This is a genomic window from [Clostridium] fimetarium, from assembly GCF_900111235.1.
GTDB lineage: Bacteria > Bacillota > Clostridia > Lachnospirales > Lachnospiraceae > Clostridium_N > Clostridium_N fimetarium.
Map to the genome: position 1 here is coordinate 38,334 of NZ_FOJI01000002.1, position 21,790 is coordinate 60,123.

A 21,790-nucleotide genomic window follows, 5' to 3' on the forward strand; every position below is an offset into this window, starting at 1 on the left:
GGTTGCATTATATAATAATGATTGAAATATGGCAATTAGCTTCATTTTTCTACAAGGGGGTATAATAAAATGAAAAAAAATAGAATTACTGAGATAATCATTGCTACAATACTTATAGTTTCACTTGCTTCAAGCTACAAATATTACATAGGTGATAAGAAAAATCAGAAGGCAGATCAGAATACAGCTATTAGTGTGGAAAGTGCTGACAGCAATGATACAAAAGATAAGGTGATGAAGTTAGAAAAAGAAGATTTCATTAAAACACAGGTAGTGGAATTCAATCAGCCATTAACGTTATATGGTAAAATAGGAAACTCTTTTGAAGAGGCTTCTACTGGTAACTTTCAGTTTGAATTCAGTAACTTTAGAATACTAGATAAACTGCCAGCCGAAATATTGAAAGAGAAATATCTTGTATATCCTATTGCATACAATGCAGATGGGAGTTTGAAAAAAGAAAATACCTGTATAGCCAAAGTGGATTTTAAAATTACAAGTAAAAATAAGGATACGGCTGTTACAATGCTGTCTGGATTTAGTTGTTATCATGTAGACGACCAATATGAAATTATCGACTTACGTACAAATAAAGGATCTATTTTTTTTGATTCACAAAAGGGAAGCGAGGGTTCAGAAACTTTTGGAGATGTAAAACTACATCCGGATGAAACCAATAGTGACACCGTTTATTTTATAATTGATAAAGTTACACTAGATAATTGTAATTTGGTAATAAAAGTGGCACCACTTGGAGATAACATCCCAAATACTACGGGAAAGAGTATCACAGTATATAATAATCGTTATGGGTTTATCAAAGTAAATTATTCAGATATTATATGGGAGTGAGGCATTCATAATGATAAAGGTTGCAATATGTGATGATGAAACGGCAATTTGTGAATTAATTGAACAGACAATAGTAAGTAATATTAATCTTGTAGAAGTCTTTTATACAGGAGAAGAACTGATTGGAAACCTAACTTCTGGGAAAAGATATGACATCATTTTTCTGGATATTGAGTTGAATTCCATAAGTGGAGTAGATATTGGACATAAAATCAGAAGCGAGCTTAATGATGCAATTACCCAGATAATATACATATCATCAAAAGAAAATTATGCAATGCAGTTATTTAAAATATGACCAGCCGATTTTTTGGTAAAACCTTTTAGCAAAGAGGAAATTGAGGACACTTTTAATAACATAAGTCGCCTATTGATCGAAGAAAATACAATTGAATTTAAAAGCGGATATGATATGAATGCAGTTAAAATTAAGGATATCAGGTTTATTAACAGTGAAGCACGAAAATTAAAAGTGATTACTATTAATTCAGAAGAGAGCTTTTATGGGAAAATTGATGATTATATAGTTCGATTTGAAGATGCGGGACTAATTAGAATCCATAAGTCATGCGTGATTAATCCAATGCATATTTTTAGATATACCTATGATCTTGTTATAATGAACGATGGAAGTGAGTTAAATATTAGCAAGCCATACAAGACGAAAGCCCGCCAACAATTAATGAATATATGGAGGCAAAAAAATGATAAATTTATTAATCACTAATATGAATTTATTGATTGCTAATATAATATATTGTTACATTATTTATCTATTAATGAATTGTATTTACAAGGAAAAAACGAGTGATAAATCAACTGAAATTCTATCTTATATTTTGTTCTTTGTTACAATAATGTTATTCCATAATTACGAAAGTGGTATAGAACCGTATTTTGTATTAGCGGCGATGTTATTTGTGATCACATTAAATTATGGAAATAATTATTATTCAAGAATATGTATCACGTTTTTAATATTTATATTTACTAATATGATATATATTACAATACTGGCAATTAGTAAGTCTTATGAAAATAGAGGGATAGAATTCTATTATACAATATTATTGCTTTCGAGGTTCTTAATGATATTTGTATATATAGGATTTTTAAAATTCAAAAAATTACTAGATAATTTATTTGAATTGCAAAAACAATCTTTCTTTATTGTAATAACTCCGTTTATTTCTCTTCTTATTATATATAATATGGTTTCGACAATGGACATTACAGTATGGTTAATCGTGGATATAATTGGTATCTGTATAATAAATATTATTATGTTTTATACATTTGAATATATCAATTCGATTGATGATAAGAAAAGAGAAGATGAATTAATAAAGCAGCAAAATATATATTATAACAGACAATTTGAGCTAATGCGGGAAAGCAACGAGAAACTGCATGCACTACGCCATGATTTAAAGAACCATATGATGTACATGCAAAGTAAATCGGGAGATGATGCAAATATATTTGATTATAAAGATGAGTTAGATTCCATGTTAGGCAAAAATGAATATGCGAAGTCTGGTAATTTATTAATAGATAGTATCCTTAATTTTAAAATCAATGAGGCGGTAGAGAAAGGATTTAAATGTAAATTAAAGCTAATTGTTCCTGATGAGATAAATATCAAAGAAACTGATCTTGTAATTTTGTTCGGCAATATGATTGATAATTCAATTGAACATTGCTTAGAATCCGAAAAAGAGATTAGGCTGGCTGTAAAATATGAATCTGGAATTTTATATATTGACTCATCTAATGCATCACAAAAAATCACTATAGCAGATGGAAAGATAATTACTAGTAAATTAGATAAAAAGAACCATGGAATGGGGCTAAAAAATATAACTAGAGTCGTAGAAAAATACAATGGTGAATTTTTGATTGAAAATGAAAATGATAGATTTAGAATTAGTATTATGATGCAATGTTAACTTTTGGGGGAGGGACAAGTATGTATAAAGAAAAACTAATGGAAAACAAGAAAATGATATTTCTAATGCTATTTATAATTTATGCTTCTTCGATTGGGTATTCAATTGGATTTATCAATCAGTATAGTAACTATAACTTTAGTATCTGTAAAATGGATTTGATATTAATGATTCTGAACCCCAATTATATTGGAACATTTTTAACGATTTTCCCAGCATATTTAGCAATGCATATGACAAAATATGATTTCAATACGAACTTGATTTTAAGATATAAAGATAAAAGAATTATTTGGCTTAGACAAAATATGCATATTATTATTAATAGTTTCATTGTTATGTGTAGCGTTGTATTGTTTGACTTTATCTTCGGAGCTATAAAAGGAATTATTACATATAATTGGGATTTAGAAGATAGCATGTTTTTTAAAAGGACGCATGGAATAACAGTTCAAGGTAAACAGGCTTTTGTAATATTTAGCACAATTATTATAGGAGCATTGGTAATAAGTATAATATCGATTCTATGCAATCTAATATATTGGATAACCAATTCGCAGATAATTTCAAGCTTTATCGTAATTGCTTATTGTTTGTGGAATTCGTGTAATCCATTATTTGTTTTAAATTTATTTAGTAAAGTAAGATTGAGAGAAATGGATTTTATTACAGGTGATAAATTTATATTTGATGTAATTATTCTATCATTGATAATCATAGCATTTATATTTTCGTCGATAATCATCATTAGAAAAAAAGAATTTTTAAATAATACTAGGGGGTAATGTTTTATGAAAGCTATGTTGAAAATGGAATTAACAAGGGCATTTAGAAGTAAAGGAATGCTTTTTTCACTAGTGGTAGGAAATGGAATTGCAATTTTGTTCTATATTTTAGTAGTTACAAAATATATGAAAGGTTTTTATAGTACTTTGGACTATGATAAAACTACATATTTGCTTTCGTCATATCACTGTATTTTGGGGCTGACTTTTGATACTTTTAGTTATCTTTTTACCTTTATTGTACCAATCTTAGCGGCTATTCCATATGGAGCTTCTCTTTTTATGGACAAGAAAGATGGCTATATCAATAATATATTAATTAAGACAGATAAAAAAAATTACTTTTTATCAAAGCTAATTACATTATTTATTAGCGGAGGCGTTGTAGCAGCTACTCCTATCCTATTAAGCTATATATTAGCAATTATATCGATGCCATCCACACGTCCGTATGTTGAATCGGGTGGATATATGATTAAGGGATTTCATATGTTTAATGAAATCTTTTACAGTGATTATACATTTCTATATGTAATCATATTTATTGTTTTTGATTTTGTATTATTTGGTCTTATTAATTGCCTGTGCATGGTCTTTACCTATTGGGAGGATAATCGATTTGCCATTGTTCTTACTCCATTTATAATCTGTTATGGGATGCATATGCTATCACAATATTATCTTGGCTATTATCTATCGCCAATTGTGTTTGCTAAAATCAATTTTTTATTGACAGATAAAATGACCTTTATATATGTTGAATTTCTTGTATTATTTCTCTTAGCAATTACATCGCTAAGGGGGGCGAAAAAAGATGTCTTATAAAATTATACGAAAATTATTGAAATATGATATTAGTTGGGGGATTCTTGATAAATGGAAAAAATATCTTGCGATGTTAACTCTTTCGCTTATGATAACATTGGTTTTTATTAGAAATTGCGAATTTCAATATATTCATAAAATTATTAATTCTACACCAGGGTTTTTAGATTATCTTATGAATATGTTTCACGGAATGAAGAAATTTATTCCAGATGGAAAAACGCAATTTGATATTCCTGTTGAATGGATGGCATTTCATCTAATGATTGCTTTTTTTATAGGTAACTATATAATTGATGATCTTGAAAAATGCGGAAATAATATAATTACCAGAGTTCGTTCAAGAAATATGTGGATTATAAGTAAAATAATATGGAATGTATTAGCCGTATTAGCGTTTTATCTAGTTATATATATTGGTACTATCATTGCTGCCTTAATTAAAACAGGACGACTACAATTAACACTAACGCAGTCTGTTTGTAGTGAAAATTTTGAACTTAACAATGTCGATGTGGGACAGGCAAAGTATTTATTCGCAATCATATTTCTACCAATACTAAGTTCTTTGGCCATATCACAAATGCAGATGTTTTTGTCACTCATTGTAAAGCCGATAATAAGTTTTCTAATCGTTGCTTCGATTTTGATTTTATCGGCATATTCGATGACACCATATTTAATTGCTAATCTTTCAATGGTACAAAGAAGCGAAGTTTTCATGAAAGATGGAATCGGCATATTAACCGCAATTTTAGTGAATATAATTATTTTAACAATATCAATAGCCGGAAGTATTATTTACTTCAATAAAAAAAATATTATTTAATAAATGCGAAAAGCAGATAGGGGAAAACTTATGAATATAAAAATCACTAATGTAAATAAAACAATCAGAAAAGCAGTTATTTTGGAAAATATTAATATTGAATTAGAAGGCGGAAGAATATACGGACTGAGAGGAAGCAATGGTTCAGGTAAAACCATGTTAATGAGGGCAATATGTGGCCTTATCATTCCAGAGTCAGGAGAAGTGAATATTGATGGAGATGTTCTCGGAAAAGATATTTCGTTTCCAAAAAGTGTAGGGGCACTAATTGAAAATCCATCATTTATTAGTAGCTATACAGGATTTCGAAATTTGAAACTATTGGCTTCAATTCAAAATAAGATATCAGATGACGATGTAAGAAATGCGATTAAAGCGGTGGGTCTCAACCCAGATGATAAGAGAACATATAGGAAATACTCGCTTGGAATGAAGCAAAGACTGGGGATTGCATGTGCAATCATGGAAAATCCAGATATTATTATATTAGATGAGCCTGTAAATGCTTTGGATGAGCAGGGCATTGAACTAGTAAGGAAAATACTAAAAGAACAAAAAGAAAGAGGCGCTCTAATCATTATTGCATGCCATGATAGAACGGAGTTGGAATATCTATCTGATGAAATTTTCGAAATATATGAAGGAAAAATCACAAATCATTTTATAGTTGGGGATAAATCCATAGTATCGGAGGGAATTGTGAATGAAGCGTAAAAGCAAAATCTTATTAAGCCTTGTTATTTTATTAGTAATTGCAATCACAATTAGAGTGGTTTACATAAATGATAAATTCCCATCACAAAAAAATCATACATATGCGATGGGGCAGGAAATGCAATACAAAGGATGTACGATGAAAATATTGGACTTTCAAGTAGGTTCACCGGAGATCTGTAAGGATGTATTGGATGAATATGACTACAATAAAAATTTTGGTGAAAAACCCAATGTGCCTAATGCAAGTAAGAAAGTAATGTTAGTAACAGTTAATGTTAAGAATAATAGTGATACAGATTTTAAACCGTCCGGATTTCAAATTATAACTGGGAATGTAAGTAACGGCACAGATATGAATTTGATGGATGTATATAATCCCAAAGGTTATAAAGTAAAAAGTAATTCTGAATCCCAAATAATACTTGCTTATACAATTGCAGAGAATAATGTAACCAGTAAAAAGTGGGAGAACTTCGAGAATGAAGATTTTGCCATATCAACGGCTGATAGGGACAATTATTATTTGTTAAAGCTAAATAAATAAAATGGTATTCATAGTTAAGCCATTTAGGAAGTCGCATTCGGGGAAATGATACAAGATTGAACTAGTATTAGAATAATGTGTTCTAATACTAGCTTCAATAAAGAAGGGGTATAAAAGATGAAAAAAAACAGAGTTACTGAAATAGTGATTGCAACAATACTTATTATTTCATTGGCTTCCAGTTACAAATACTACATTGCGGATAAGAAAGTTCAGACTCAGACTACAAGTGCGATTGATGAAAGTACTAGCAGTAGTGATTCAAAAGATATGTTGATGGAACTAGAAAAAGAAGATTTTATTAAAACGCAAATAGTCGGATTTGATCAGCCATTAATTGTATATGGTACTGCAGATGAAGATGGTGGTAACATAATAAAACATCCTAAAAAAATTTTTCAATTTGAATTTAGTAATTTTAGAATATTAGATAGACTTCCAAATGAATTAGTAACAGTAGTAACAGAAGATAGATTCCCTGTGACTGGCATATTTAATATAGATGGAAGCTTGAAAAAAGAAAATACCTGTATAGTAAAAGTGGATTTTAAAATAACAAACAAGAATAGTACAACCGAAGTTACAAGTTGTCTTGGATTAAACTGTTACCAGTTAACTGATCAATATGAAATAATAAAAACAGGTGAAAATCGACACTGTATTTATTTTGATTCTCAGAAAGAACAAGATAAATCAGCAAGATTTGGGCCTGTAAAAATACGTGCGGGTGAATCTTATAGTGACACAGTCTATTTTATAATAGATAAAGTAACTGAGGAAAATTGTAATATAGCAATCCAAGTGGCACCATTTGGAATGACTAAGGAGGAAGAATGTTTAAAACGAGGAATGAGTAGTGATAATGTTATTACAAAGATTACTACGCTGTATAATACTGGTTATGGCTATATCAAAGTAAAATATTCAGATATAATTTGGGAATGAGGCATTCATAATGATAAAGGGTGCAATATATGGTGCTGAAGGTGAAGCAGATGGTTACATAAAGTTACATATTGATACCATTTATTTTATAATAAATAAAGTAACGCAGGAAAATTGCAATCTAGTAATACAGGTTGCTCCAATGGGAATGCCCGACTGGATTGTAAAGAGTAAACTTACATATAACAACGCATTTGGCTATATTAAAGTAAACTATTCAGATATTATAAAGGAATGAGGTCTTCGTTATGATAATGGTTGCAATATGTGATGACATTTCAATATGATAATGAATTGAACAGTCTTTATAAAATGGATATATATAATAGGAATCCCCATAATATATTTGTAAAAATGACATCCCCCTCCTGATTCCCGCGAGCCCTACTCGAGTGGCCGCCGCCCTTCGCGCCGTGAGCCGCTATGAAATAGCGCTACCCATCATAAGTAAATCAAACCAAAACAAAACACCCAAAGTTTAGAGGCGAATCTTGGCGAAGCCAACTGAGCCACTAAACTTTGGGTGTTTTGTTTTGGTTCCCACATTTACTTCTTGAGTTCCGCCTCTTTCATAGCACGAACCTTCATAGAGAGGCCAAAGAGGTTAATAAACCCTTCAGCATCATGGTGATCATATAATTCACCAGTGGTAAAGCTTGCAAGTGTTTCACTATATAATGAATAAGGTGATGTTGTTCCAGCTTTGATGATGTTACCTTTGTAAAGCTTGAATTTAACTTCACCAGTTACATATTCTTGAGTTGATACAACAAATGCTTGGAGTGCTTCGCGAAGTGGTGTGAACCATTTTCCTTCATATACAATATCAGCAAACTTAGTAGCTACTAACTTCTTGTATGCTAAGGTATCTCTATCAAGGATGAGTTCTTCAAGTTGTGTGTGTGCTTCCATGAGGATTGTTCCACCTGGAGTTTCGTACACGCCACGAGATTTCATACCAACAACACGGTTTTCAACGATATCAACGATACCAACGCCATGTTTTCCGCCTAATTTGTTAAGTTCTCTGATAATATCTGAAGCTTTCATGTTCTTACCATTTACACTTGTAGGTACGCCTTTTTCAAATGTCATAGTAACATATTCGCCTTCGTTAGGAGCTTTTTCAGGACTAACGCCCAAAACTAAGAGGTGATCATAGTTTGGTTCATTTGCTGGACTTTCAAGTTCAAGGCCTTCATGGCTGATGTGCCATAGGTTACGGTCACGGCTGTAGCTGTTATCAGCTGAAAATGGAAGATCAATTCCATGTGCTTTACAGTATTCGATTTCATCTTCTCTTGATTGCATGTTCCAAGTTTCATTGCATCTCCATGGAGCGATGATTTGGATATCAGGAGCAAGTGCTTTGATTGAAAGTTCGAAACGAACTTGATCATTTCCCTTGCCGGTAGCGCCGTGGCAGATTGCAACAGCATTTTCTTTTCTTGCAATTTCAACAAGTTTTTTAGCAATGAGTGGTCTTGCAAATGAAGTACCTAGAAGATATTTGTTCTCATAAACAGCGTTTGCTTGAACGGTTGGAACGATATAATCATCTACAAATTCATCTACAACGTCAAGAATGTATAATTTTTCGGCACCTGATAATTTGGCTCTTTCTTCAAGTCCATCAAGTTCGCTTTCTTGACCTACATCGATACAACAACAAATTACTTCATAATCATAATTTTCCTTTAACCAAGGGATAATAGCGGTAGTATCAAGACCACCGGAATACGCAAGTATAACTTTTTCTTTCATATAATAATCTCCATTCTTGCGCTGATTTCTGCGCATTTAAGTTTTAACTATGTACTAATATACATCAAAAAAATGTTTAATGCAATAGAAAAAGATGCATATTATGCAAATATACTGCATAAATATTAAAAATATTCAAAATAACCTTTACATTAGAGAAAAAGTTGTTATAATAAAAAAATAGAATTAATTATTTAAATGAAAGAACGTAATAAATGAATCAAAGAAAATGGTTCAAAAAATAGGAATCTAATAATGATGATATAAGGAAGGCGAATGTTATGATTAAAGTAGGAATTATTGGAGCAACTGGTTATTCAGGTAATGAGTTAGTAAGATTACTCTTGGGACATAAGGAAGTTGAAATTAAATGGCTTGGCTCAAGAAGTTATGTAGATAAGAAATACTCGGCAGTTTATCATAATATGTTTAAGCTTGTTGATGATGTATGTATGGATGATAATATAGAAGCTTTGGCTGATGAAGTGGATGTGATATTTACAGCTACACCACAAGGATTTTGTGCCTCCATTCTAAACGAAGAGATTTTATCAAAGGTAAAGATTATTGATTTGAGCGCTGATTACAGACTGAAAGATGTTTCTATATATGAAGAGTGGTATAACATAAAGCATAAGAGTCCTCAATTTATTGAGGAGGCAGTATATGGATTATGTGAAATTAATAGAGAACAAATCAAAGGGAAAAGACTTGTTGCAAATCCAGGTTGTTTTACAACTTGCTCGATACTTTCAATTTATCCAGCTGTAAAAGAAGGATTAATAGATGCAAAATCTATCATTATAGATGCAAAGTCAGGAACTTCCGGAGCTGGAAGAGGAGCGAAAGTCGACAATCTCTTCTGCGAAGTAAATGAAAACATGAAAGCCTATGGCGTTTTAACACACAGACATACTCCTGAGATTGAAGAACAATTAAGTTATGCAGCAGGTGAAGATATTAAGATTATATTTACACCACATCTTGTACCGATGAACAGAGGAATTCTGGTAACCGCTTATGCGAATTTGAAAAAAGATGTTAGTTATGCAGATGTAAAAGCGGTCTATGAAAAATATTATGGCAAAGAGACATTTATTCGATTACTGGATGAAAATGATTATCCTGAAACGAGATGGGTTGAAGGAAGTAATTATGTAGATATTAATTTTAAAGTTGATAAGAGAACGAACAGGTTGATATTTATGGGCGCACTCGATAATTTGGTAAAAGGCGCAGCTGGTCAGGCGGTACAGAATATGAATTTAATGTTTGGGTTACCTGAAAATACTGGTTTGTTGCAAGTACCAATGTTTCCATGATGCTGCGGGTATAAAATATATTAAAATAGTAAAAGTACAATAAAATCTAACGACAGGCAGGAGCAAATATGAATATTATAAATGGCGGTATAACAGCAGCAAAGGGGTTCAAGGCAACAGGCCTTAACGCAGGAATCAAGAATAATGAAAAAAAAGATATGGCATTGGTACTGAGCGAAGTACCTTGTGTAACAGCAGGTACCTTTACTCTGAATAAAGTATTTGCAGCCCCCGTAAAGTGGGATAGAGAGGTCGTATACAATTCAGAGTACTCACAAGCCATAGTAATCAATAGTGGGGTAGCAAATGCCTGTACAGGCGCTACAGGGTACCAATACTGTAAAGATATGGCAGCTAGAGCAGCAAAGAATCTTTCGATTCCTGAAAACGCAGTGTTAGTTGCATCAACAGGCGTCATTGGGAAGCAACTTCCAATGGATATTATATGCGCAGGCATCGACAAACTTCCTTCACAATTAGGATTTACAATAGAAGACGGAAATCTTGCAGCAGAAGCCATCATGACTACCGATACGGTAAGCAAACAGGTTGCTGTAACCATTGAAATCAATGGTAAAACAGTAACAATTGGTGGTATGTGCAAAGGTTCTGGAATGATACATCCAAATATGGCAACTATGCTTGGCTTCATTACAACAGATGTAAAAATAGCTAAGCCAATGCTTCAGAAAGCATTAAGTAATATAATAAATGATACATTTAACATGATTTCAGTAGATGGTGATACCTCAACGAATGATACCGTCCTTATATTGGCAAATGGATTGGCAAAAAACAATGAGATTACGACCGAAAATGATGATTATAAACTATTTTACGACGCGCTATTATATGTAAGTACAGTACTTGCAAAAAAAATTGCTGGTGATGGAGAGGGCGCAACCTGTCTATTCGAAGTAAAGGTAATTAATGCAGACACAAAAAATCAAGCGGTGACACTCAGTAAATCAATCGTGACTTCAAGCCTTACAAAAGCCGCAATATTTGGTCATGATGCAAACTGGGGAAGAATCCTGTGCGCAATGGGATATTCAACAGCTGACTTTGATCCAGATATCGTAGACATCTATTTTGAAAGCAAAGCGGGTAAGCTCAAGATTGTTGAAGATGGCATGGCTACAGATTACAGTGAAGAATTTGCAACACAGATTCTTTCACAAAATCCAGTGACAGCAATTGCAGATATGAAATCAGGCAATGAAACAGCGACTGCTTGGGGCTGCGATTTAACCTTTGATTATATTAAAATTAATGCAGATTATCGTTCATAGAGTGTATAGAGTATACAGCGTGTATAGATTATACAGAGTTGGGATGAAGAGACATCAGCACTTCTTGGATATCATTTGGACGCGAGAATATATATAATACGAAAAAGAAGTCAGCAGGACTAAGAAATTGGATGCTATGGAAAGGATATCAAGTTATGAAAGACATGGAAATAGAACTTGCCAAAGCGCAAGTATTAATAGAGGCATTACCTTATATACAAAAATTTAAAGATAAGATTATTGTTGTAAAATATGGTGGAAGTGCTATGGTGGATGAAGATCTGAAAAGAAAAGTGATAGAAGATGTAGTCCTTCTGAAATTAGTCGGATTTAAGCCAATCATCGTTCATGGTGGCGGCAAAGAGATCAGCAAATGGGTTGATAAAGTTGGAATGGAAACGAAATTTGTAAATGGCCTTAGAGTGACGGATGAACCTACAATGGAAATCGCTGAAATGGTCCTAAATAAGGTAAACAAAAGTCTTGTATCACTAATTGAAGAACTTGGCGTGAAAGCAGTTGGAATAAGTGGCAAGGATGGCGGAACACTTATTGTTGATAAGAAATATTCAGAGGGTGAAGACATCGGTTTTGTTGGTGAAGTTAAGACGGTGAATCCAGACTTAATCCACACACTTCTTGAAAATGACTTTGTTCCAGTAATATGCCCAATTGGCGTAGACGACGACTTTCATTCATACAATATAAATGCGGATGATGCAGCTTGTGCGATCGCAACAGCTATAAAAGCTGAAAAACTTGCATTTCTGACTGATATCGAAGGTGTATACAAAGATTATGACAATAAAGATACTCTTATCTCAGAACTTTCAATTGAAGATGCACGTGAATTAATTGGCGGTGGAACAATCGGTGGCGGAATGCTTCCAAAACTGAATAATTGTATTGATGCAATTGAGAGCGGAGTATCTAGAGTCCATATTTTGGATGGAAGAATTCCACATTGCCTATTACTCGAGATATTTACGAATAAGGGAATTGGTACTGCAATTTTAAATAAAGATGCTGAACGATTTTATGAGGAGAAATAATATTATGACGAAAAAAGAAGAAAACAGTAAAGATAAATTGAATACAAAAGATATCATAAAAACAGCAGATGAACATTTGATTCACACATACAATCGATTCCAGATTTCACTGGAAAGAGGAGATGGTGTCTATCTGTATGATTCTGAGGGTAAAGACTACCTTGATTTTGGGGCTGGGATTGCTGTATTTGCTTTGGGATATAATAACAAAGCATATAATGATGCATTGAAAGCACAGATTGATAAGTTGATTCATACCTCAAATCTATTCTATAATGAGCCAGTAGCAAAAGCTGCAAAACTTGTAACCAAAGCATCTGGATTGGATAGAGTATTCTTTACAAATAGTGGTACAGAAGCAATTGAAGGTGCAATTAAACTTGCAAAAAAATATTCATTTTTAAAGACTGGAAGTACAGATAATGAAATTATCGCAATGCATCATTCCTTCCATGGTAGAAGTATGGGAGCACTTGCAGTAACAGGAAATAAGCATTACCAAGAAGCATTTGGACCAATGATACCAGGTATTAAGTTTGCTGAGTATAATAACCTTGAAAGTGTTAAAGCATTGGTAAATGATAAAACTTGTGCTATAATATTTGAAACTGTTCAAGGTGAAGGTGGAATATATCCAGCAAAAGAAGAATTCATAAAAGGCGTTAGAAAAATTTGTGATGAAAAAGGCATTTTATTGATTCTTGACGAAATACAGTGTGGAATGGGTAGAACCGGTACTATGTTTGCTTACGAACAGTACGGTATTAAGCCAGATATCTTAACGGTTGCGAAAGCATTGGGCTGTGGCGTTCCAGTAGGCGCGTTCCTTGCAACGCAAGAAGTTGCTAACGCACTTGTTCCTGGAGATCATGGGACAACTTATGGTGGTAATCCACTTGTATGTGCAGCAGTCGTTAAAGTGTTCGAATTATTTGAAGAACTCAATGTACTTGATAATGTTAAAAAGGTATCCAAGTACTTAGAAATACAGTTAGACAAATTAGTAGATGAATTTGATGTAGCAGTTGCAAGAAGAGGACTTGGACTTATGCAGGGATTAGAACTTAGTGTTTCCCCTACGAGTATTATTAACAAAGCGATGGACGATGGACTGATTTTATTTGCGGCAGGAAGTAATGTGATTCGTTTTGTACCTCCACTTGTGATTTCAAAAGCTGATGTTGATAAGATGATTGAAAAATTAAAGAGAGCTTTGGTGTAAAATCTTGAATAGTTGCCTGCGTGTAAATGAAATTTGCACGAAGCAGAGCAGATAGGAGTTAATGTGGTTTCTGTGGTTAGAAAGATTACAGTATTATTGCTTGTAGCAGTTATGGTAACAAGTTGCGTTGCATGTTCGAGTCCAAGTACTGGACAAGAGACAAAAGATGATGTTCAGCAAGAGGTCACTTTAAATTTATGGTACACAGATAACGGATTAACGGATTATTTACTTCAGGTGGCGAAGGAATATCACGAATCAAATCAGTTAGTAACGATTGTTCCTACAGTAGTTGCCCCAGAGGAATATCTGGAGAACTTGTATAATGGAAGTATAAAGGAACAAAATGCTACCGATTTATTTATGCTTTCCTCAGATAATTTAGAAAAGGCCTATTTGATGGGACTAGTTGCATCAAATGACACATATAAAGCTACTTATACAGACGCGGTATATGGAAAAGCAGGTATTGCAGCTTCTTCTTACGATAATAAACTTTTGGGATATCCACTCACATTTAATACAACAGTCATGGTATATAACAGCAAATATGCAAAGGCGGTTAATACGTTTACGGATCTAACAAATTATAATAATAGTTATCAACACACAGATGAAAATGCTGAAGTAGAATATATCGTAAAGTGGGATGTGGCTAATTTATTTACGAATTACGCATTTCTTGGTTCGTATATGAATATCGGGGGCGCAAGTAGTGATGACAAGAGTGTATTTCAGCTGAATGCAAATAGTATGAAAGCTTGTTTAGGCGAATATTTAAAATTTAAAACAGATTATGGAATTATTACAGATCCTACATCATCACCTTTGAGCTGTATGACATTATTTCGCAATAATAAGTTAATATATACGCTTGCAAATACAAGTGAACTAAAAAACATCAATGATTCAGGCGTTCAATATGGAATATGTAAAATACCTGATTTGACTAGTAGCTTAAAAACCAATGCGCTGTCAACTACGCAGATGATGGTGGTTAATCCATATTCGAAAAATGTGGCAGCGGCTAAAAGTGCTGCAAAAGCAATGACATATGATTATGCAAATGAATTCTATAAATTGGCGGGTAATGCGAGTGCAAGATCAGATTTAGATAATTACCCGAGCCCAGAATATTCTAACCTTTACAATATTTACTCAAATTCAATCGTAAAAGCGCAATTTATTAATATTGGTGATTTCTATTTGAATCTTGAGATTATGCTTCACCAAGTTTGGAATGGGACAAGTATTGAGGACAGTTTTAATACATTAAATAACTATGTAACTACTCAATTAATGCCCAAAACAACCAGTAGTAAGTAGATAAATCACAGCCTCTGTTTGTAATATAGATGGTGTAAAAATGAATAAATCCTGCAATCGTGGAGACCATATTATGTATAAAATATATAGTATACGGAGGAAACGATGGCAGGATTTTTAATCGCAATGATATCTGGAGCATTAATGAGCACACAAGGTGTATTTAATACCGATGTTACAAAGAGCACAAGTATATGGGTGGCGGCAGGTTTTGTTCAACTTACGGCATTAATCACTTGTATCATTATGTGGTTTGCAAATGGTCGTCCAGAAATATTGGGATTATTTCAAATCGAGAGAAAATATGCATTATTAGGTGGCGTGATGGGTGCATTTATCACCTATACCGTAGTAAAAAGTATGTCGTCACTAGGTATTGCTAAGGCCTCTTTAATAATCGTAATCACTCAAATTGCGGCTGCATATCTAATTGAATTATTTGGGATATTTGGTTCGAAAAAGATAGCGTTTTCTTGGATGAAATTTTTAGGACTTGCAATTGCAATTGTAGGAGTGGTTATATATAATTTATGTGGCAATCAAGCAGAAGGATAATTGACATAATTGTTAAAACAATATAAAATTGAATTTACAAATAAATGTTTGATTTATCACACAGGGAGAATAGACAGATTGAAGATTACGATTGGAAAAATTTGGAACAGAAAAATTGAGAGTAAAAAAAGTAAGAACACAAAAGTGAAAATTATAAAAGTTAAAAAAAGAAAAATTAAAATTAAAAACTTTGTGATACTAGGTATTGGAATCGTACTAGTGGTAAGTACGATATATATACTTGAAAACAGACGAAAAATCAACAAGTATACAACGTTAGTTGTTGATTATACAGATAGCAGTGAGATGGAAAGTGATGTTGTTAAAATGACGCAACTGTCATTACTAACAACAGATAAGAATGGAGATATTGTATATGATGGGGTAGCATCTGATATTTCATTGAAATATGATAGTCCCAGTGATACAACGAAAGTAGTTATAAACTTAAGCAGTAAGCTTAGCTTTAGCGATGGGGTTAAACTTACTGCAGATGATGTTGTTTTCTCTTATTATTGGCTTTTAGATGAGACGGGAAATAGTGACAGCGCAGTCGCAAACTTACCAATTGTAGGTCTTGAAGAATATACATATAATAGTTCGAATGTGGAACAGATATTAACAGCGGCAAGAGCCGAACTTGATAAACCAACGGATTCAACCAAAACGCTTATTGCAAAGAATGTGATTACACCATTTTTGACAAGTCAGCTCGAATGGGTTAGAACGTTGTATGGTGTTAGTGAATATGCTGATTTGACAAGTAAGTATCCAGTCGCTAAGGATTTATTTGCTTATTTATATGGGCCAAAGGAAAAATATAATAGCGCAACGCATGATGAGGCAGCAGTTTTGGCAGAAGTGATATCAGAATATGGATATGATTATGATTCACTTGGATATGCATATACAGGAGATTATGATTATTTTAAGAAAGCTGCACTTTTACAAGCATTAGAAGTAGTTAGCAAAACTACAGACAGAGGTGACAGTGTATCCCAAGTCAGTGGAATCAAGCAAGTTAGTGATACAAGCGTAGAAATTACAATTAAGGGCTTTGATTCATCCTATATTTATGATGTTTGTGATATCTTTGTGCTTCCTAAACATAAGTATAATAGTACATTAGAGGTTGGCAGTTCAATTGATTGCACGGTTGGCGCTGGAAAGTATACCGTGAGTGAACGTACTGAAAATGCAGTCAGTCTTATTGCTAATCCAAAATTTTATGGAACAAAACCACTTAATCTAAACGTAAGATTAGATTGTAGTAAAATAGCAGAAAATTCATATAAGCTATTTTATAATACGAATGCTTATGGTTACGTGGGTTTTAATGTTAATAATGTAAATGTAAATGGGGACCCATTATCCAAGGAAAGTTGTGAACTAAGAAGTAATCTATCGAAAGCATTTACACAGGATTTGCCATCAGATATAGTACTCAGCCCTGCGGAATATACAATTTATATAGGCGCAGACGGAACTGGGAATCATCCGGCGATGGAAGCTATAAAACAGGCGGTAACAAGATTGGCGGCTTATCATATCAAATTAAATATAAAAGATGTTGTCGATGAAAATGTTATGTGGGAGGCTATTGATTCTGGAAAAGCACAGATGTGGTGTGGCGTTTGGAATGAAAAGTTAACGCCTCAATTCAAACAAAAATATTATAGTACTAGTATTAACAGTCATAATGCATCTTATAACCCTTATAAGATTATTAGTGCAGATTTAGATGCTTTAATCGACGAATATAACATATGTAAGGATAAGACAGACTTAAGAACGAAATACGAACAAATCAAGAGTGAAATTGCATCATATTCAATTGAACAGGTTTTGTATAATAAGTCAAAGACAGTCTATTTCTCACCAATGCCTAAAAATGCAGAAAAGGTATTTAAAAATATCAATAACAAGTATGACTGGATTAACGAAATAGGTAATATTAAAATAGTTAATTAACTTCAAATAATATAAGGGATATGGTAGATAAGGTGAAAGATAAATTAATACGGTATAAGAAGTCTTTTAAAGAATTGTCACAAACAGATAAGCTAATTGTTTTAGTTGCTTTTGTTGGAGTAGCAATTAGGATACTATATATAGGCTATACAAATTTTAATGTCAGGCAGCATGATTTATTAGGCCTAGATGATAATGAAGGCCATGTTGCATACATAGTTTATTGGTACAATCATTTTAAACTTCCAGATTTTGACCCAAGAACTTTATGGCAGTTCTACCAACCACCTTTGCATCATATTTTGGCAGCTTGGTGGGTTAAACTCAATGTTTTTGTAGGATTTAATTTTGCAATTGCAGTGGAAAACCTTCAAGTGCTAACCTTGATTTATTCATGCATAACGACTTTTATTTGTTACAAGATATTGCGTGAATTAGGAATCAAGGGAAAAGGGTTAGTGATAGCATTTACATTGATATGCTTACATCCTACTATGATTTTATTGTCAGGAAGTATTAATAATGATATATTATGTCTTATGCTTGATGTGGCAGCGATTTTAGCAACAATTAAGTGGTACAAGAAATCTAGCATGAAGAATATGATCATTATTGCGCTTTGTTTGGGATTGTCAATGATGACAAAGGCATCTGGGGTACTGATAGCCCCAGGGATTGCAGTTGTATTTATTTTTAAATTCATCAGATCTGTGATAGATTGGAAAAATGCCAGACAATTAAATAATAAGAATAAAATAGATGATAAGAAACAACCACTTCGCGTGTTAGTGTTAATAAAGCAGTTTGTAGTCTTTTTAGTTATATCGGTTCCAATAGGTATTTGGTGGAGCGTATATGCTTATGTTAGATTTGAAATGCCAATTGGGTATGTTCCCAAGCTTACAAATGATATCAACCAATATATAGGATCCTATCCAACTTGGAAAAGATTTCTTGATTTCGATTTGGTACAGGTAAAAAGTGTATTTGAAAATTGGGGTAGTCCGAGTTTTGAACATAACATACTAATTGCTATTTTGAAAACATCGTTATTTGGCGAGTATAATTATAGTAAGAATTCGAGTATGATTGTACCGTTCGCAACATTTTTGTTTTGGGTAAATGTTATTTTGGTTCTATTATCACTATTTGCCATGGTTTATGTGTGCTTAAAAAAGCTCGAAAATATAGATTATGTAATCAAAAGCTTCTTTGTTATGATGTATATCACAATCGTTGGTTCATTTATCAAGTTTTGTTTTCAATTTCCACATACTTGCACAATGGACTACAGATATATTGTACCAACTTTGATAATTGGCGCAATAGCAATTGGTTTGTTAGTAAATGAGTTAGATAAGAAAAAAAGTATTGTGTATAAAAGAATATCATATGGAATTTGGGTTTTAACGGTATTGTTTGCAGTGTCTTCAGTACTAACATATTGCATGGTATGGCGCTAAATAGTTTTATAAAGCAGTATTACAGATCAGTATTATAAACCAAAGTAGGGAGATATTAGTAATGAAAAAAAAGGTGGTAATTATTGGAGCCGGTCCAGCTGGACTTACTGCAGGATATGAACTTATGAAACAATCAGATGAATACGAGGTCATTATTCTTGAAGCTTCTGAAGCAATTGGTGGAATCTCACGTACAGTAAAATATAATGGAAATCGTATGGATATTGGTGGACATAGATTTTTTTCAAAAGATAAACAAGTTACAAAGTGGTGGGAAAACATAATGCCATTACAAGGTAAACCAGCTTTCGATGATAAATGTCTATGCAGAACCAAGAATATTGCAAAGCAAGGTCCCGATCCAGAAAAAGAAGATCGTGTAATGCTCCTTCGACAGAGGGTTTCAAGAATTTACTATAATAAGAAATTTTTTGATTATCCAATATCAATGAAAATGCAGACAATTAAGAATATGGGATTTTTCACAACGATTGTAGCAGGATTTAGTTATTTAAAATCAAGTATAATTAAGAAAAATGAGTCATCTCTTGAGAATTTTTACATAAATAGATTTGGTAAAGTATTATATGGTATGTTTTTTGAAGGATATACAGAAAAACTATGGGGCCGTCATCCAAGTAAGATATCAGCAGATTGGGGCGCCCAAAGGGTCAAGGGTCTTTCCATAATTGCAATTATTAAAGATATGTTTGCTAAACTGATTCCCAGTAAAAAAGGTAGACAAGTGGAAACTTCTTTGATTGAAGAATTCGTTTATCCCAAATTTGGACCAGGCCAGTTATGGGAAATTACCGCACAAGAATTTGAAAAAATGGGTGGGAAACTCTACAAAAATAGTGAAGTTGTTAAGATAAATGTAGCAGGAGAAAAATTAAAATCTGTTACTTATTCAAATGAAGGACAAGATATAGAATTAGAAGCAGATTTCTTTATCTCTTCAATGCCAGTAAGGGATTTGGTACTTGCATGGGAAGGCGAAGAAGTTCCTAAAAACGTAAACAGAGTTGCAGCAGGCCTTCCATATCGTGATTTCGTTACGGTTGGTGTACTTGTCGATAAGATGAAGATCAAGAATATGACAGATATGAAAACAATGAATAATATTGTTCCAGATTGTTGGATATATGTTCAGGATACAAGTGTAAAACTTGGTAGAATTCAGATATTTAACAATTGGTCCCCATATATGGTGAAAGATGTCAATAAAACTGTATGGATTGGTCTTGAATATTTTTGTAATGAAGGTGATGAATTCTGGAATATGAGCGATGAAGACTGTGCTAAAATGGCAATTCAGGAGCTTGTAAAAATTGGCGTTATCGATAAAAAAGATGTTCTTGATTTTCATAGAGAGAAAGTCAAGAAAGCATATCCAGCATATTTTGACACCTATAAAGAACTTGATGTTGTGATTGATTTCCTAAATGAACATGAAAATCTATTTTGTGTAGGACGTAATGGACAACATCGATATAACAATATGGATCACTCAATGGTAACCTCATTTGAGAGTGTTAAGAATATTATTGGTGGAGTTAAAACAAAGGATAATATCTGGAACGTGAATACGGATGCGGAGTATCACGAGGGTAGTAAGTAAAATTATTGATTTGATTTTGCTTCCTATTGACTCGTATGTAAGTTACTAATGGATTCATTTTATGCTAAGGGCAAGAAAAAAAGTTCTAAACTCCTCACTTCGTTCGTCAGACAGTAGAACTTTTTTTCTTAACGCATAAAATGAATCCATAAGTAACTTATCATACGAGTCAAATATACAGCGAAATCAAATCAATAATTTTACGGTTACGGCTTCGGATACTCGGGGTTAAGGGCTGAAGGGCAAAAGCAAGGGCTAAGTGCAAGCGCTAAGTGCAAGTACCAAGTGTTGTGGGCTACTTCTTGGGGGACTTGGTCATGTGGCAGAGGGTTTTTTCGAAGAAGAGGCCTACTAGGAACCATAGGGGGGCGAAGTCGTAGCGGATTACGCCTTTGTAATTATATTTGGCGGAGCTGTAATCCCAAGGGCACATATTTCGCTTTTTCAGGAAAATGCCGGTCGTGTATTCAACTGTAAAAAAGCAGAGCGTATAGATAATACCTCGGCATAGCGTGTTCTTTTTACAAATCAGTTTATTTAAAGGCTTTAAAAATGAAGCCATTCCATATATTGGGAACATCCAAATAGAGGTGTTACAAGTCAGTTTGATATCTTTCTTGAAAAAAGAGTTAATTCCAGTCCATAAAACTTCCATACACCATCCCAATAATCCACACTTTACAAATTCTATGTTCAAAATATTTACTCCTTACTATTGCTAATGTAAATGTATTATGTACGAAACGCTAGTTTAAT

General features: G+C 33.1%; 22 protein-coding genes. 20 read left to right on the plus strand and 2 right to left on the minus strand.

Features of this window, described 5'->3' with window-relative positions; all coding sequences use genetic code 11:
* Nucleotides 1–69 precede the first annotated feature (69 nt).
* The 11 genes from BMY18_RS02600 (at nucleotide 70) to BMY18_RS02650 (ending at nucleotide 7,684) form a co-directional block, all read left to right on the plus strand.
* Entirely contained in the window at nucleotides 70–852 is a 783-nt protein-coding gene (locus tag BMY18_RS02600) for a hypothetical protein (protein WP_092450306.1), read from the plus strand.
* A 10-nt stretch (nucleotides 853–862) separates the two neighbouring features.
* The gene (locus tag BMY18_RS02605; RefSeq protein WP_092450308.1) at nucleotides 863–1,150 is read left to right on the plus strand and encodes a LytR/AlgR family response regulator transcription factor; all 288 of its coding nucleotides are present in this window, start codon (nucleotides 863–865) and stop codon (nucleotides 1,148–1,150) included.
* Between the two features lie 114 nt (nucleotides 1,151–1,264).
* Nucleotides 1,265–1,579: a LytTR family DNA-binding domain-containing protein gene (locus BMY18_RS02610; protein ID WP_139197205.1), complete on the plus strand. Its 315-nt coding sequence runs from the start codon at nucleotides 1,265–1,267 to the stop codon at nucleotides 1,577–1,579.
* A complete protein-coding gene (locus BMY18_RS02615; protein ID WP_092450312.1) occupies nucleotides 1,557–2,801 on the plus strand; it encodes an ATP-binding protein in 1,245 nt (414 codons plus the stop codon). The genes BMY18_RS02610 and BMY18_RS02615 overlap by 23 nt, the downstream gene beginning before the upstream one ends.
* A gap of 20 nt (nucleotides 2,802–2,821) precedes the next feature.
* Nucleotides 2,822–3,586: a hypothetical protein gene (locus BMY18_RS02620; RefSeq protein ID WP_092450315.1), complete on the plus strand. Its 765-nt coding sequence runs from the start codon at nucleotides 2,822–2,824 to the stop codon at nucleotides 3,584–3,586.
* 6 nt (nucleotides 3,587–3,592) lie between these two features.
* Nucleotides 3,593–4,411, plus strand: a complete 819-nt coding sequence (locus tag BMY18_RS02625; RefSeq protein WP_092450317.1) for a hypothetical protein — start codon at nucleotides 3,593–3,595, stop codon at nucleotides 4,409–4,411.
* Nucleotides 4,401–5,240: a hypothetical protein gene (locus BMY18_RS02630; RefSeq protein WP_092450319.1), complete on the plus strand. Its 840-nt coding sequence runs from the start codon at nucleotides 4,401–4,403 to the stop codon at nucleotides 5,238–5,240. The genes BMY18_RS02625 and BMY18_RS02630 overlap by 11 nt, the downstream gene beginning before the upstream one ends.
* A gap of 30 nt (nucleotides 5,241–5,270) precedes the next feature.
* On the plus strand, nucleotides 5,271–5,954 hold the full coding sequence (locus BMY18_RS02635) for an ABC transporter ATP-binding protein (protein ID WP_092450321.1): 684 nt from the start codon (nucleotides 5,271–5,273) through the stop codon (nucleotides 5,952–5,954).
* Complete coding sequence (locus tag BMY18_RS02640) at nucleotides 5,944–6,501, plus strand: hypothetical protein (protein WP_092450323.1); 558 nt, start codon at nucleotides 5,944–5,946, stop codon at nucleotides 6,499–6,501. Before BMY18_RS02635 ends, BMY18_RS02640 begins: the two co-directional genes overlap by 11 nt.
* A gap of 117 nt (nucleotides 6,502–6,618) precedes the next feature.
* Nucleotides 6,619–7,446 carry a hypothetical protein gene (locus tag BMY18_RS02645; RefSeq protein WP_092450325.1) on the plus strand — a complete coding sequence of 276 codons (828 nt, stop codon included), beginning with the start codon at nucleotides 6,619–6,621 and terminating at the stop codon, nucleotides 7,444–7,446.
* 10 nt (nucleotides 7,447–7,456) lie between these two features.
* A complete protein-coding gene (locus BMY18_RS02650) occupies nucleotides 7,457–7,684 on the plus strand; it encodes a hypothetical protein (RefSeq protein WP_092450327.1) in 228 nt (75 codons plus the stop codon).
* Between the two features lie 308 nt (nucleotides 7,685–7,992).
* Here BMY18_RS02650 and BMY18_RS02655 read toward each other — a convergent pair whose 3' ends face one another.
* A complete protein-coding gene (locus BMY18_RS02655; RefSeq protein WP_092450329.1) occupies nucleotides 7,993–9,210 on the minus strand; it encodes an argininosuccinate synthase in 1,218 nt (405 codons plus the stop codon).
* Nucleotides 9,211–9,491: 281 nt separating this feature from the next.
* Between BMY18_RS02655 and argC the strand changes: the two genes are divergently transcribed.
* The 9 genes from argC to BMY18_RS02700 all read left to right on the plus strand — a co-directional run bounded on the left by argC (nucleotide 9,492) and on the right by BMY18_RS02700 (nucleotide 21,034).
* Nucleotides 9,492–10,532, plus strand: a complete 1,041-nt coding sequence (gene argC, locus BMY18_RS02660) for an N-acetyl-gamma-glutamyl-phosphate reductase (protein ID WP_092450331.1) — start codon at nucleotides 9,492–9,494, stop codon at nucleotides 10,530–10,532.
* 68 nt (nucleotides 10,533–10,600) lie between these two features.
* Entirely contained in the window at nucleotides 10,601–11,824 is a 1,224-nt protein-coding gene (argJ, locus tag BMY18_RS02665; protein ID WP_092450333.1) for a bifunctional glutamate N-acetyltransferase/amino-acid acetyltransferase ArgJ, read from the plus strand.
* A gap of 155 nt (nucleotides 11,825–11,979) precedes the next feature.
* Nucleotides 11,980–12,876: an acetylglutamate kinase gene (argB, locus tag BMY18_RS02670; protein WP_092450956.1), complete on the plus strand. Its 897-nt coding sequence runs from the start codon at nucleotides 11,980–11,982 to the stop codon at nucleotides 12,874–12,876.
* Between the two features lie 4 nt (nucleotides 12,877–12,880).
* Nucleotides 12,881–14,098, plus strand: a complete 1,218-nt coding sequence (locus BMY18_RS02675; protein ID WP_092450334.1) for an aspartate aminotransferase family protein — start codon at nucleotides 12,881–12,883, stop codon at nucleotides 14,096–14,098.
* 63 nt (nucleotides 14,099–14,161) lie between these two features.
* Nucleotides 14,162–15,424 (plus strand): sugar ABC transporter substrate-binding protein, encoded by a 1,263-nt coding sequence (locus BMY18_RS02680; RefSeq protein ID WP_092450336.1) that lies wholly within the window; start codon nucleotides 14,162–14,164, stop codon nucleotides 15,422–15,424.
* Nucleotides 15,425–15,529: 105 nt separating this feature from the next.
* On the plus strand, nucleotides 15,530–15,979 hold the full coding sequence (locus BMY18_RS02685) for a DMT family transporter (protein ID WP_092450338.1): 450 nt from the start codon (nucleotides 15,530–15,532) through the stop codon (nucleotides 15,977–15,979).
* A gap of 78 nt (nucleotides 15,980–16,057) precedes the next feature.
* Nucleotides 16,058–17,950, plus strand: a complete 1,893-nt coding sequence (locus BMY18_RS02690) for a periplasmic substrate-binding domain-containing protein (protein ID WP_092450340.1) — start codon at nucleotides 16,058–16,060, stop codon at nucleotides 17,948–17,950.
* A 20-nt stretch (nucleotides 17,951–17,970) separates the two neighbouring features.
* Nucleotides 17,971–19,413, plus strand: coding sequence for an ArnT family glycosyltransferase (locus BMY18_RS02695; protein ID WP_092450342.1), 1,443 nt, complete (start codon nucleotides 17,971–17,973; stop codon nucleotides 19,411–19,413).
* Between the two features lie 61 nt (nucleotides 19,414–19,474).
* Nucleotides 19,475–21,034 (plus strand): NAD(P)/FAD-dependent oxidoreductase, encoded by a 1,560-nt coding sequence (locus BMY18_RS02700; RefSeq protein ID WP_092450344.1) that lies wholly within the window; start codon nucleotides 19,475–19,477, stop codon nucleotides 21,032–21,034.
* A gap of 295 nt (nucleotides 21,035–21,329) precedes the next feature.
* On the opposite strand, the gene BMY18_RS02705 is transcribed toward BMY18_RS02700, so the two are convergent.
* Nucleotides 21,330–21,731, minus strand: coding sequence for a putative ABC transporter permease (locus tag BMY18_RS02705; protein WP_092450346.1), 402 nt, complete (start codon nucleotides 21,729–21,731; stop codon nucleotides 21,330–21,332).
* Between the last annotated feature and the right edge of the window lie 59 nt (nucleotides 21,732–21,790).